This window comes from Aquimarina macrocephali, from assembly GCF_051627225.1.
GTDB lineage: Bacteria > Bacteroidota > Bacteroidia > Flavobacteriales > Flavobacteriaceae > Aquimarina > Aquimarina macrocephali.
Genome location: NZ_CP151795.1, coordinates 5,556,977 through 5,572,324 on the forward strand (window position 1 = coordinate 5,556,977; position 15,348 = coordinate 5,572,324).

Below are 15,348 nucleotides of genomic sequence, written 5' to 3' on the forward strand. Positions count from 1 at the left end.
TTGTAACAATAAAAAATATAGCTACAATTGATACAATTTTAGAATAGCAAAGGTATATTAAATCAATTCAAAGCCAAAATACTTTTTATAATATGGCTATTGTAGAATAATAAACTCACTTCTACGATTACGTTGATGCTGCTCTTCACTACAAGATACATCATCGGCACAGGCATTGACTAATTGCGTTTCGCCATATCCTCTACCTGTTATCCTAGATTTATCTATTTTACCTTTTCCTATAATATATTTAATAGTACTTTTTGCTCTTCGTTCACTTAAAGACATATTATATTGATTATTTGCTCTACTATCAGTGTGAGATCTAATATCAATTTTCAGGTTAGGATATTCTTTAAGTGCTGCAATGATTTTTTGTAACTCTACCTCGGCATCAGGTCTTATAAAAGATTTATCTAAGTCAAAATATATAATTTCCAGATCAAGCAATTTAGCTAAATCATCACCTGGTTTTGCTTCTTTCCCGACTAATCCACCTTTATCAAGTTGTAAAGCAACGTCATATTCATGTTCTAATACACTATTAGTTGTAAGAAGTGTTTCGGTAGGGTTATATGTTGTTTTGTTTGCTCTTACAACATATTGTTTTTCACACTCCAGATCAAATCTATACATACCTTTTGCATCTGTTACAGTACGTTGTAATTCACTATTGGTATCATCTAATAAAAATATTTCGGCATCTACCAAAACTTCTTTTGAATTTGCATCTGTAACTTTTCCTGTAACATATTGATTACAAGTGGTGATCAATTCTTCAATTTGTTTAAAACTATAAATATCATCATTTCCTTTTCCTCCAGTACGATTACTAGAAAAATATCCAATTTTTGTATCTTCATTCAACACAAAAGTAAAATCGTCTTCAGAGCTATTTACTGGTTTCCCTACATTATATGGTATAGAAAATGTTCCTGATTCTTCGGGAACGGTTACAAAAATATCTAACCCTCCCAGACCAACATGCCCATCACTAGCAAAATATAATCGTCCCGAATCACTAACGTATGGAAAAGTTTCTCTTCCTTCGGTATTGATCTTATCTCCAAGGTTTCTTGGTTCTCCAAAAGTTCCATCTTCATTTATATCAATCACATATAAATCAGAAAGCCCTCTACTGTCTGGCATATCACTAGCAAAATAAAGTTTGGTTCCATCTGCACTTAAAGCAGGGTGTGCCATAGAATATTCGTTACTATTAAAAGGTAATTCTTCTATATTATCCCATTTATTATTTTCGATTATAGCTTTATACAATTTTAATAATGTTGTACCTTTTTCATTAGAGCCTAATCTTCTTTTGGTATAATTATTACGAGTAAAGTATACGGTTTGACCATCATTACTAAATGAAGTAGATGATTCATGAAATTTGGTATTTATTTTTCCTTTTATTTTTTTCGGAGCTTGTAAAGTACCTTTCTCTTCTGTTATAGTCGAAGAATACAAATCCAGAAATGGCATTTCATCCCATTCATGTACAATCCTGCTTATCCCACTATTACCACCACGAGAAGATGCAAACACTAACTGCCCTTGATTATTAAAACTTGGAGCATAATCAGAATATTTAGAATTCACACTAAGTTTTGACAACTTATATTTACCCGATTGCATTTCGATAAACTTTAGATAATCTCGTGTATTCATAAAAAATTCTGCTCGCTGATCATTTCCAATTAAAGTGTTGAAACGTTCCATTATTTTATCAGCTTCGTCATATCGTTGTACACTTTTCAAGCTTTGAGAATACCTGAATAAATATTCAGGATCAATATCATCTACATAAGTCGTAGTGAGTTTTTCATACCAGGGAATCGCATCTTCGAGTCTTGCATTGAAATAATAAGAATCTCCTATTTTTTTAAATAAATCGGCAGATTCATATCCCTTTTCAGCTACCTGAAGATAAATTTTTCGGGCGTCAACAAAAGCATATCGACTAAAACTTTCATCTGCTTTGGCTAAACGTTTTTCTTGAGAAAAAGCAATACCAGACAATAGTATACTTAAGGATATATTTATAAAATATTTGGTAAAATTCATAGTTTTTCGTTTTTACTTAATTCTAAAACTAGGTTTTATTAAGGTTCTTATCTTTTGCTTTTATTTTTTTTGAAGGTCTATCATCCTTAAATAATAATTAAAAGAAACGAGGAGTTAACATTCTATTGTATTTTTTGAAAAGCTCGAATCTGAGAAAGACCTCATAACTCCCATCATTAAATTGACTCTGACCTAACTCGGTGGTTTCGCGATCATATGCAAAACCTATCATCATAGCATCTGAAATCTGAAATCCTATAGAACCACTTAATGCAGCACTCCAACGATAAGCAGCTCCCAGGGTCAAACGATCATACAATAAAAAATTAGCAGAAATATCTACCTGTAATGGTGCACCAAATACCAACTTACCTAAAACTGCTGGCTTAAACTTTACGTCATCACTCAAATCAAAAACATGACCTGCTATTAAATAATAATTTATACGTTCCTCTGCCAAAAAACTAACTGCTGTACTACTACTTGTTGTTGTGCTCTCATCAAAATGATCAGTTTCTAACAAATTAGGAGCACTTAATCCTACATAAAACTTATTGGTGTGATAATACACCCCTACTCCAACATTGGGACTAAACTTATTGTCTATATTACTCTCAAACAAAGCATCATTAGTATTAAACTGTGATAATTTCTGAAAATCAACATTCAATAAATGACCTCCAGCTTTTACCCCAAAACTTAGTCGACCTTCTTCTGATGTAGGAATCGTATAGGAAAAATCAATATCGAAATATGTTTCATCGGTAGGACCAATTGCATCATTTACTATAGATAATCCTAAACCAACTCGCTCATTTCCTCCAATGGGGGTATTAATAGTTAAGGTTTGAGTACGAGGAGCACCATCTAAACCAACCCACTGACTACGATGAAGTCCCATAATACTCATCACTCCTCGACTTCCTGCATAAGCTGGATTAACACTTATAGTATTATACATATACTGAGTGTATTGAGCATCCTGTTGGGCATAACTGTTCAAAAACATAGTGCTTAAAAACGCCACCACAATTATTGTTTTTATTTTTTTCATCTGCTCTAATTTAATATTTTTATTTCACCCACGAGTAAATCTAATCATACTCGTGGATGTTTTATTTTGATAATTACCTGTTAATGTATAAGTATCCTGCTCTATTTTTTTGTTCTCCTGATTCTAGAGTATAATTAAGAACATAATAATAAGTTCCTACAGGTAATTGGTCATTCCCTTGTACTGTAGTTCTTCCTAATGATATTCCTCTGAAGAAATTATCATCTCTTCCATAGTTTTTGGATTCATACACTTTAACTCCCCAGCGATTATAAATTTCTAAGGTATTCTCTAATCTTTCAATTCCACTGATTATGAACACATCATTAATTCCATCTCCATTAGGTGACATTCCTGAAAAAACTGTAATATTATCTTCTTCTTCAGTAGGCCCATTAGGTTCTAAATAATCGGGAGTACCATTACCATTGCTATCAAAAGCATCATCAGGGTTACCATTACCATCTGGATCAGGATTTTCATCTTCTGTTAAAATTCCATCATCATCATCATCGGTATCCAGAATATCAGGAATACCATCACCATCAGTATCTTGAGGATTATCTGGATCATCTCCTATTTCAAATTCATTTATTACTCCATCCCCATCACAATCACCTGAAGAAACAGCTCCTGGATTTGGATCACAAGGATCTAATGGATCTGTACCATCATTTTCCTCGTCAAGGTCATTAATTCCATCCCCATCAGTATCACTAAGTTTTATGTCTACTACTCCACTTCCACTATTGCCTCCGGCATCAGTAGCCACAACATCTAAAGTGTCGTTATCTGTTAATACTGGTAAACTACCACTTGTAGGAACAACAACTCCGGTATCAATACTCCAGTCTCCTGATGCATTTGTAGTTACTGTATAGGTAACCTCTGGGGTACCATCTCCGTTCTCATCAACAGTAATCGTTAAGGTTTCATTTGCTTCTCCTGTTCCGGTTAAAGTTGGGGTAATGTCATTGGTAGTAAACGTATCTGCAGTAGGTGCAGTCGTATCAATTGTAACTACTCCACTTCCACTATTGCCTCCGGCATCAGTAGCTACAACATCTAAAGTATCATTATCTGTTAATACTGGTAAACTACCACTTGTAGGAACAACAACTCCGGTATCAATACTCCAGTCTCCTGATGCATTTGTAGTTACTGTATAGGTAACCTCTGGGGTACCATCTCCGTTCTCATCAACAGTAATCGTTAAAGTTTCATTTGCTTCTCCTGTTCCGGTTAAAGTTGGGGTAATGTCATTGGTAGTAAACGTATCTGCAGTAGGTGCAGTCGTATCAATTGTAACTACTCCACTTCCACTATTGCCTCCGGCATCAGTAGCCACAACATCTAAAGTGTCGTTATCTGTTAATACTGGTAAACTACCACTTGTAGGAACAACAACTCCGGTATCAATACTCCAGTCTCCTGATGCATTCGTAGTTACTGTATAGGTAACCTCTGGGGTACCATCTCCGTTCTCATCAACAGTAATCGTTAAGGTTTCATTTGCTTCTCCTGTTCCGGTTAAAGTTGGGGTAATGTCATTGGTAGTAAACGTATCTGCAGTAGGTGCAGTCGTATCAATTGTAACTACTCCACTTCCACTATTGCCTCCGGCATCAGTAGCTACAACATCTAAAGTGTCGTTATCTGTTAATACTGGTAAACTACCACTTGTAGGAACAACAACTCCGGTATCAATACTCCAGTCTCCTGATGCATTTGTAGTTACTGTATAGGTAACCTCTGGGGTACCATCTCCGTTTTCATCAACACTAATCGTTAAGGTTTCATTTGCTTCTCCTGTTCCGGTTAAAGTTGGGGTAATGTCATTGGTAGTAAACGTATCTGCAGTAGGTGCAGTCGTATCAATTGTAACTACTCCACTTCCACTATTGCCTCCGGCATCAGTAGCTACAACATCTAAAGTATCATTATCTGTTAATACTGGTAAACTACCACTTGTAGGAACAACAACTCCGGTATCAATACTCCAGTCTCCTGATGCATTTGTAGTTACTGTATAGGTAACCTCTGGGGTACCATCTCCGTTCTCATCAACAGTAATCGTTAAGGTTTCATTTGCTTCTCCTGTTCCGGTTAAAGTTGGGGTAATGTCATTGGTAGTAAACGTATCTGCAGTAGGTGCAGTCGTATCAATTGTAACTACTCCACTTCCACTATTGCCTCCGGCATCAGTAGCTACAACATCTAAAGTGTCGTTATCTGTTAATACTGGTAAACTACCACTTGTAGGAACAACAACTCCGGTATCAATACTCCAGTCTCCCGATGCATTCGTAGTTACTGTATAGGTAACCTCTGGGGTACCATCTCCGTTCTCATCAACAGTAATCGTTAAGGTTTCATTTGCTTCTCCTGTTCCGGTTAAAGTTGGGGTAATGTCATTGGTAGTAAACGTATCTGCAGTAGGTGCAGTCGTATCAATTGTAACTACTCCACTTCCACTATTGCCTCCGGCATCAGTAGCCACAACATCTAAAGTGTCGTTATCTGTTAACACAGGTAAACTACCACTTGTAGGAACAACAACTCCGGTATCAATACTCCAGTCTCCTGATGCATTTGTAGTTACTGTATAGGTAACCTCTGGGGTACCATCTCCGTTCTCATCAACAGTAATCGTTAAGGTTTCATTTGCTTCTCCTGTTCCGGTTAAAGTTGGGGTAATGTCATTGGTAGTAAACGTATCTGCAGTAGGTGCAGTCGTATCAATTGTAACTACTCCACTTCCACTATTGCCTCCGGCATCAGTAGCTACAACATCTAAAGTGTCGTTATCTGTTAATACTGGTAAACTACCACTTGTAGGAACAACAACTCCGGTATCAATACTCCAGTCTCCTGATGCATTTGTAGTTACTGTATAGGTAACCTCTGGGGTACCATCTCCGTTTTCATCAACACTAATCGTTAAGGTTTCATTTGCTTCTCCTGTTCCGGTTAAAGTTGGGGTAATGTCATTGGTAGTAAACGTATCTGCAGTAGGTGCAGTCGTATCAATTGTAACTACTCCACTTCCACTATTGCCTCCGGCATCAGTAGCTACAACATCTAAAGTGTCGTTATCTGTTAATACTGGTAAACTACCACTTGTAGGAACAACAACTCCGGTATCAATACTCCAGTCTCCTGATGCATTTGTAGTTACTGTATAGGTAACCTCTGGGGTACCATCTCCGTTTTCATCAACAGTAATCGTTAAGGTTTCATTTGCTTCTCCTGTTCCGGTTAAAGTTGGGGTAATGTCATTGGTAGTAAACGTATCTGCAGTAGGTGCAGTCGTATCAATTGTAACTACTCCACTTCCACTATTGCCTCCGGCATCAGTAGCTACAACATCTAAAGTATCATTATCTGTTAATACTGGTAAACTACCACTTGTAGGAACAACAACTCCGGTATCAATACTCCAGTCTCCTGATGCATTTGTAGTTACTGTATAGGTAACCTCTGGGGTACCATCTCCGTTTTCATCAACACTAATCGTTAAGGTTTCATTTGCTTCTCCTGTTCCGGTTAAAGTTGGGGTAATGTCATTGGTAGTAAACGTATCTGCAGTAGGTGCAGTCGTATCAATTGTAACTACTCCACTTCCACTATTGCCTCCGGCATCAGTAGCTACAACATCTAAAGTGTCGTTATCTGTTAATACTGGTAAACTACCACTTGTAGGAACAACAACTCCGGTATCAATACTCCAGTCTCCTGATGCATTTGTAGTTACTGTATAGGTAACCTCTGGGGTACCATCTCCGTTTTCATCAACACTAATCGTTAAGGTTTCATTTGCTTCTCCTGTTCCGGTTAAAGTTGGGGTAATGTCATTGGTAGTAAACGTATCTGCAGTAGGTGCAGTCGTATCAATTGTAACTACTCCACTTCCACTATTGCCTCCGGCATCAGTAGATACAACATCTAAAGTATCATTATCTGTTAATACTGGTAAACTACCACTTGTAGGAACAACAACTCCGGTATCAATACTCCAGTCTCCTGATGCATTTGTAGTTACTGTATAGGTAACCTCTGGGGTACCATCTCCGTTCTCATCAACAGTAATCGTTAAGGTTTCATTTGCTTCTCCTGTTCCGGTTAAAGTTGGGGTAATGTCATTGGTAGTAAACGTATCTGCAGTAGGTGCAGTCGTATCAATACTATATAATTGTGTATCTACTGCACTACAAGTACCCGTTGCGGTAAAACTTGCATCTACTGTAGTATCACCATCAGCAGCTAAATCACTTCCAGGTACATTAATACTGAAGTTTCCGCCTACACCTACTGTTCCTGTAAAACTATTTCCTTTTACTGTTAAGGTAACGAGGTCACCAGTACTAAAATCTCCTCCTACAATTCCTGTCACTGCAACTGTACCTAAAGCTTCCGCTGCATTTAAGATGTTATCTAAAGTAATGCTGTTTATTGTTATATTTACTAAACCTCCCACCGTGATTGTAGCCTCTGAAGATGTAACTGCTGCACATACTCCACTTTGAAGTACTGCTCTATATTTTGTAGTTGCCGTTAGATTCGTTGCTGTTAAACTAGTCGTCGTATTGGCTATATCTGTATCTGTTACAAAGTTATTTGTTGAACTTTCCCATCTTACAATACTACCCGTATGACCACTTAAGGTAAGAGTCGTACTGTTGGTTCCGGTACAAACATTTGTGCTTCCTGCAATACTTCCTCCAACACTGGCTGGATCTATCGTGATTGTAGCTTCTGAAGATGTAACCGCTGCACATACTCCACTTTGAAGTACTGCTCTATATTTTGTAGCTGCCGTTAGATTTGTTGCTGTTAAACTAGTCGTCGTATTAGCTATATCTGTATCTGTTACAAAGTTATTTGTTGAACTTTCCCATCTTACAATACTACCCGTATGACCACTTAAGGTAAGAGTCGTACTGTTGGTTCCGGTACATACATTTGTGCTTCCTGCAATACTTCCTCCAACACTAGCTGGGTCTATCGTGATTGTAGCTTCTGAAGATGTAACCGCTGCACATACTCCGCTTTGAAGTACTGCTCTATACTTTGTAGTTGCCGTTAGATTCGTTGCTGTTAAACTAGTCGTCGTATTGGCTATATCTGTATCTGTTACAAAGTTATTTATTGAACTTTCCCATCTTACAATACTACCCGTGTGACCACTTAAGGTAAGGGTTGTACTGTTGGTTCCGGTACAAACATTTGTACTTCCTGCAATACTTCCTCCAACACTAGCTGGATCTACCGTGATTGTAGCCTCTGAAGATGTAACCGCTGCACATACTCCACTTTGAAGTACTGCTCTATATTTTGTAGCTGCCGTTAGATTTGTTGCTGTTAAACTAGTCGTCGTATTAGCTATATCTGTATCTGTTACAAAGTTATTTGTTGAACTTTCCCATCTTACAATACTACCCGTGTGACCACTTAAGGTAAGGGTTGTACTGTTGGTTCCGGTACAAACATTTGTACTTCCTGCAATACTTCCTCCAACACTGGCTGGGTCTATCGTGATTGTAGCTTCTGAAGATGTAACCGCTGCACATACTCCACTTTGAAGTACTGCTCTATACTTTGTAGTTGCCGTTAGATTCGTTGCTGTTAAACTAGTCGTCGTATTGGCTATATCTGTATCTGTTACAAAGTTATTTGTTGAACTTTCCCATCTTACAATACTACCCGTATGACCACTTAAGGTAAGAGTCGTACTGTTGGTTCCGGTACAAACATTTGTACTTCCTGCAATACTTCCTCCAACACTAGCTGGATCTACCGTGATTGTAGCTTCTGAAGATGTAACCGCTGCACATACTCCGCTTTGAAGTACTGCTCTATACTTTGTAGTTGCCGTTAGATTCGTTGCTGTTAAACTAGTCGTCGTATTGGCTATATCTGTATCTGTTACAAAGTTATTTGTTGAACTTTCCCATCTTACAATACTACCCGTATGACCACTTAAGGTAAGGGTCGTACTGTTGGTTCCGGTACAAACATTTGTACTTCCTGCAATACTTCCTCCAACACTAGCTGGGTCTATCGTGATTGTAGCTTCTGAAGATGTAACCGCTGCACATACTCCGCTTTGAAGTACTGCTCTATATTTTGTAGCTGCCGTTAGATTCGTTGCTGTTAAACTAGTCGTCGTATTGGCTATATCTGTATCTGTTACAAAGTTATTTGTTGAACTTTCCCATCTTACAATACTACCCGTATGACCACTTAAGGTAAGGGTCGTACTGTTGGTTCCGGTACAAACATTTGTACTTCCTGCAATACTTCCTCCAACACTAGCTGGATCTACCGTGATTGTAGCTTCTGAAGATGTAACCGCTGCACATACTCCGCTTTGAAGTACTGCTCTATACTTTGTAGTTGCCGTTAGATTCGTTGCTGTTAAACTAGTCGTCGTATTGGCTATATCTGTATCTGTTACAAAGTTATTTGTTGAACTTTCCCATCTTACAATACTACCTGTATGACCACTTAAGGTAAGGGTCGTACTGTTGGTTCCGGTACAAACATTTGTACTTCCTGCAATACTTCCTCCAACACTAGCTGGATCTACCGTGATTGTAGCCTCTGAAGATGTAACCGCTGCACATACTCCGCTTTGAAGTACTGCTCTATACTTAGTAGTTGCCGTTAGATTCGTTGCTGTTAAACTAGTCGTCGTATTGGCTATATCTGTATCTGTTACAAAGTTATTTGTTGAACTTTCCCATCTTACAATACTACCCGTATGACCACTTAAGGTAAGGGTCGTACTGTTGGTTCCGGTACAAACATTTGTACTTCCTGCAATACTTCCTCCAACACTGGCTGGGTCTATCGTGATTGTAGCTTCTGAAGATGTAACCGCTGCACATACTCCACTTTGAAGTACTGCTCTATATTTTGTAGCTGCCGTTAGATTTGTTGCTGTTAAACTAGTCGTCGTATTAGCTATATCTGTATCTGTTACAAAGTTATTTGTTGAACTTTCCCATCTTACAATACTACCTGTATGACCACTTAAGGTAAGGGTCGTACTGTTGGTTCCGGTACAAACATTTGTACTTCCTGCAATACTTCCTCCAACACTAGCTGGATCTACCGTGATTGTAGCCTCTGAAGATGTAACCGCTGCACATACTCCGCTTTGAAGTACTGCTCTATATTTTGTAGTTGCCGTTAGATTCGTTGCTGTTAAACTAGTCGTCGTATTGGCTATATCTGTATCTGTTACAAAGTTATTTGTTGAACTTTCCCATCTTACAATACTACCCGTATGACCACTTAAGGTAAGAGTCGTACTGTTGGTTCCGGTACAAACATTTGTACTTCCTGCAATACTTCCTCCAACACTAGCTGGATCTACCGTGATTGTAGCTTCTGAAGATGTAACCGCTGCACATACTCCGCTTTGAAGTACTGCTCTATACTTTGTAGTTGCCGTTAGATTCGTTGCTGTTAAACTAGTCGTCGTATTGGCTATATCTGTATCTGTTACAAAGTTATTTGTTGAACTTTCCCATCTTACAATACTACCCGTATGACCACTTAAGGTAAGGGTCGTACTGTTGGTTCCGGTACAAACATTTGTACTTCCTGCAATACTTCCTCCAACACTGGCTGGATCTACCGTGATTGTAGCTTCTGAAGATGTAACCGCTGCACATACTCCGCTTTGAAGTACTGCTCTATATTTTGTAGTTGCCGTTAGATTCGTTGCTGTTAAACTAGTCGTCGTATTGGCTATATCTGTATCTGTTACAAAGTTATTTGTTGAACTTTCCCATCTTACAATACTACCCGTATGACCACTTAAGGTAAGAGTCGTACTGTTGGTTCCGGTACAAACATTTGTACTTCCTGCAATACTTCCTCCAACATTTACTGGATCAATGGTTAAAGTAGCTTCATCTGAGGTTACACTCACACATAAATTCTTTGTACTGGTTAATATTAACCTATATTTATTGGTTGAGGCACTTAGTGCTGGGCTTGTTAATGTTAAACTAGCCGAATTGGCTCCACTAATGTTATTCCATAGTCCAACTCCACCTACCTGTTCTTGCCATTGATATTCTAATCCTGTCGTTGTTGCTGTACTACCACTATAATCTGGAAATGTTGCTGGTGGTGTTCCTGTATATGTTGTAGTACTCAAAGAAGAACCAACGGCTGTAAATATAGCATTACTTCCTAAGCATATAGTACTACTTGTCGGTTGTGTATCTATCTGAATTTTGGTTGCCTCTATTTCGTTTCCTGTTATTCCTTGTCCTTGATCTCCACCAATATCTGCTATTCCTCCTGAATTTACCAATTCTGGAACTCCATCTCCATCTACTCCTCCTTGACTCGCTATATTTATTCTTCCATTTCCGTCTAATTGACTTGCTATAACGTTCTCATTTGCTTCAATAGCATCATAACATCCGTCATTGTCGCTATCTAAATCCAGGTAATCAGGTGTTCCATCATCATCCGAATCACATGAAATTAAAGAAATAGATATTTCATCCAACAAAAGTGTATTATAGGAAGCACTAGCATTATTATTATATATTTCAACTGTAACTGTAGTAGTTGTTGAAGTAAACAAAAATTCAAACCGTTGCCAAGCTAATGTTAAAGTCCCTGTATTAATGGTTTGTAAAACAGTACCAAACCCATCTTTAACCTGCATTCTAACATCTGGATAGGCACTTGCCGGTTGTCCACTTTCTTCCTTAGCAGCTACTGCAAAAAGACTATAGGAATACTGTTCATTAGCTTGAACCGTAATATTTTCTTGATAAACCAATACAGGAGCAACTCCTATAGGATTGTCTAATGCTAAATATTTCCCTTCGGCATCACCAATAGCATCTAATCCTGAATTTGGTTGATACCAAGATTGACCGGCGAAATCGGCATTTGTTCCAACCCTAACATTTTGAACATTTGCCGCTGGAACATTAGGATGACTTGTGACAGGGCTACCTGTACCTGTACCGAAATTATCAGAAAAAGCATAACAAGGTCTTTCATTTATATCCAAAATCCCATCATTATCATTATCTAAATCTATAATATCTGCTATATTATCTCCATCAATATCTGCTAAAACAGTAACAGTAACTGTTGAAGTATCACAATTAGTTGGTGCTGGTTTACATACATTATATACTAATGTATATATACCTGCCGGGGTACCAGCAGTAACATTTACAGCTCCGGTGCTTGTGTTTAAAGTTACTCCTGCATGAGTAGAACTTACCTGAGCCAGTTCAACATCAGCTACAGAAGGGTTTGTTACCCCTCCAACTATATCATTTGTCAAGACATTGGCCACAGCAGCTCCTCCTGATGTAGTAATAACTGAACCAGAATCATCACTAGATGTTATAAGAGGTAATCCTCCTACACTAGAAATAAATACTCCCGAATCTAAACTTTGATCTCCTACATCTGCTATTGCTATTTTCATTCGATAAGTAACTCCTACCGTTAAATATATATTTGCAGAAAACTTTTTTGTTATACCGTTAAATTCTACATGAACAGGTTTCGTTTGGTCATTCGAGCTACAAGCTGCCGAATTATTAGGATTTGCATCATCATCATTACTATGTCCATTTTGAATAAATAAAGAACTTTGAGTTAAATCAACAGGTGTAAAACCATCTTGTGCGCATCCTTTGAAACCAGCATTTACATTATTAATAGATACTGAATTAGATGTACCGGGAACAACTGCTAAGTTTAAAGCAGGTGTTTCTCCAAAATCATATACATTATTATTATTCACATCACCATCTGGTACAGTAGGATCAGAACCTGTAGGATCAGATACAAAAAAACCAAATACATCATTAAACACAGAACCAACATAATCGGGATATTCCTCTGAACCAAACTGGTATTCAACTAATACTCCTAAATAATTAGGCTGTGCAACAAAATCAAACTCAAATACAACTACATCTCTATTTGCAGATGTATTTATATTTACCAAATCTTCATCGTTATATGGAAATCCACCATCAAAACCTTCCGAGGTATAAGCCGCCACATTTCTATTATCAAAAGCTGTTGCTACAGACGAAGTCGTTAAAGCAACCCCACTATCAACTTCAAAAGCACCATTAGAAACACCATCAGAAAATATTCCCATTTGTGTTCCAGTTCCTGAAGTAATTACAGGATTACTTATAATAATACCAGATGATTGTAATTCGGCAGCAATTGCTGCTGCTGTAGGATTTGCTGTATATGTCGCTTGCCCGTAAGAAAAACTTAATCCTACAAACAATAGCATAAAAAAGAGTAATCCCGAAAGAGTTCTTTTTTGTTTTTTATAATTAAAAAGAGTAGAAATTTCCATAGGCATTTAGGGTAAAATTGGTTGTAATATTTGTTTGAATTGACTTAAAATAAAATCACAAAGATTAATAGACTAAATCAATACGAATTAACATTTATTTTTGTTAAAAAATCAACATTCTACGTTGAACAGATATTTATTATCGATGAAAGTCAGTTTTCTTTCGATAAATGGTATACAACTCTGCTTGTAAAATATTTGGGAAAATTGGTGAATTATTGTAAAAAACTCTCTTTGTGAAGGTTAGATCTCAAAAGAAATCTATAAGCAAATTCATCATTGAAATTAGCAGTGATTTTTTCTGTTTTTCTCTGTAAATTATTATAGTTTCCTATCCTCTATTAATACCCAATAAATTTTTAAAAAGGAGTACACTATAAAAGAATATATTCCTAATAAAATGGTAATCATTCCTGTTAGAAATAGTGATCTGTAATTAGGTGAGTCATCAACTTGCTTTTGAATGCAATTTGTGTAGATATTATAAATAAAAGAAGATATATCTTTTGATCTAAAAAAAAGAACCTCATAATGGTCGTTTAGTTTAAAATTATCGTTATTCAAACCCTTACAATTACTAGCTCGCCAAAAGTTTTACAATTGCTAGGTTATTTTTTGTATATTTTAATTAATAATTTATGTGTATTCAATTTGGAAAGAAAAACACTGGAATATAATTATACAATTTTAACAATAATGTCATTATAAATATTATGTAATTGAATATTGATAAAAAAGAGGGCTGGGTTTTAAAAAATTATAATAGATGCTATCTCATTTACATTTTGAATTTACTTTATTAAAAACCTCTTTCCCATCAAGTTAAAACAATAATTGATGTACAATGTTATTTTTGTTAAAAGAAACGAGGTGTTAACATTCTATTGTATTTTTTGAAGAGTTCGAATCTGAGAAAGACTTCATAACTCCCATCATTAAATTGACTCTCACCTAACTCGGTAGTTTCACGATCATAAGCAAAACCTATCATCATAGCATCTGAAATCTGAAATCCTATAGAACCACTTAATGCAGCACTCCATCGATAAGCAGCTCCCAATGTCAAACGATCGTACAATAAAAAATTAGCAGAAATATCTACCTGTAATGGTGCGCCAAATACCAACTTACCTAAAATTGCCGGCTTAAACTTTACATCATCACTCAAATCAAAAACATGACCTGCTATTAAATAATAATTTATACGTTCCTCTGCCAAAAAACTAACAGCATCACTAGTACTTGTGGTAGTACTCTCATCAAAATGGTTCGTCTCTAATAAATTAGGAGCACTTAAACCTACATAAAACTTATCAGTATGATAATAAATACCAACGCCAACATTTGGACTAAACTTATTGTCTATATTACTCTCAAACAAAGCATCATTAGTATTGAATTGTGATAGCTTTTGAAAATCAACATTTAGTAAATGACCTCCTGCTTTTATACCTAAACTTAACCTTCCAATCTCCGAAGTAGGAATCGTATACGAAAAATCAATATCGAAATACGTCTCATCGGTAGGACCAATTTGATCATTAACTATAGATAAGCCCAAACCAACTCGCTCATTCCCGCCAATAGGTGTATTAAGAGTAAGAGTCTGGGTTCGGGGAGCTCCATCTAAACCAACCCATTGGCTACGATGAAGACCCATAATACTCATTACTCCTCGACTACCAGCATAAGCAGGGTTAACACTTATGGTGTTATACATATACTGAGTGTACTGAGCATCTTGTTGTGCATAACTATTAAAAAACATAACGCTTAAAAACGATGTCACAACTATTATCTTTATTTTTTTCATCCGCTTTGGTAGAATGTTTTAATTATAATCCACGAGCAG

Annotated in this window: 4 protein-coding genes; all 4 read right to left on the reverse strand. The window is 36.9% G+C overall.

The annotated features are described in order from the left end of the window. Positions 1-96: 96 nt before the first annotated feature. A complete protein-coding gene (locus tag AAFU52_RS24665; protein WP_438424114.1) occupies positions 97-2,067 on the reverse strand; it encodes an OmpA family protein in 1,971 nt (656 codons plus the stop codon). A 97-nt stretch (positions 2,068-2,164) separates the two neighbouring features. Next, positions 2,165-3,121, reverse strand: coding sequence for a PorP/SprF family type IX secretion system membrane protein (locus AAFU52_RS24670; RefSeq protein ID WP_024772858.1), 957 nt, complete (start codon positions 3,119-3,121; stop codon positions 2,165-2,167). A gap of 73 nt (positions 3,122-3,194) precedes the next feature. Further along, positions 3,195-13,496 carry a choice-of-anchor L domain-containing protein gene (locus AAFU52_RS24675; RefSeq protein WP_438424116.1) on the reverse strand — a complete coding sequence of 3,434 codons (10,302 nt, stop codon included), beginning with the start codon at positions 13,494-13,496 and terminating at the stop codon, positions 3,195-3,197. Positions 13,497-14,352: 856 nt separating this feature from the next. Beyond that, positions 14,353-15,309: a PorP/SprF family type IX secretion system membrane protein gene (locus AAFU52_RS24680; protein ID WP_438424117.1), complete on the reverse strand. Its 957-nt coding sequence runs from the start codon at positions 15,307-15,309 to the stop codon at positions 14,353-14,355. Between the last annotated feature and the right edge of the window lie 39 nt (positions 15,310-15,348).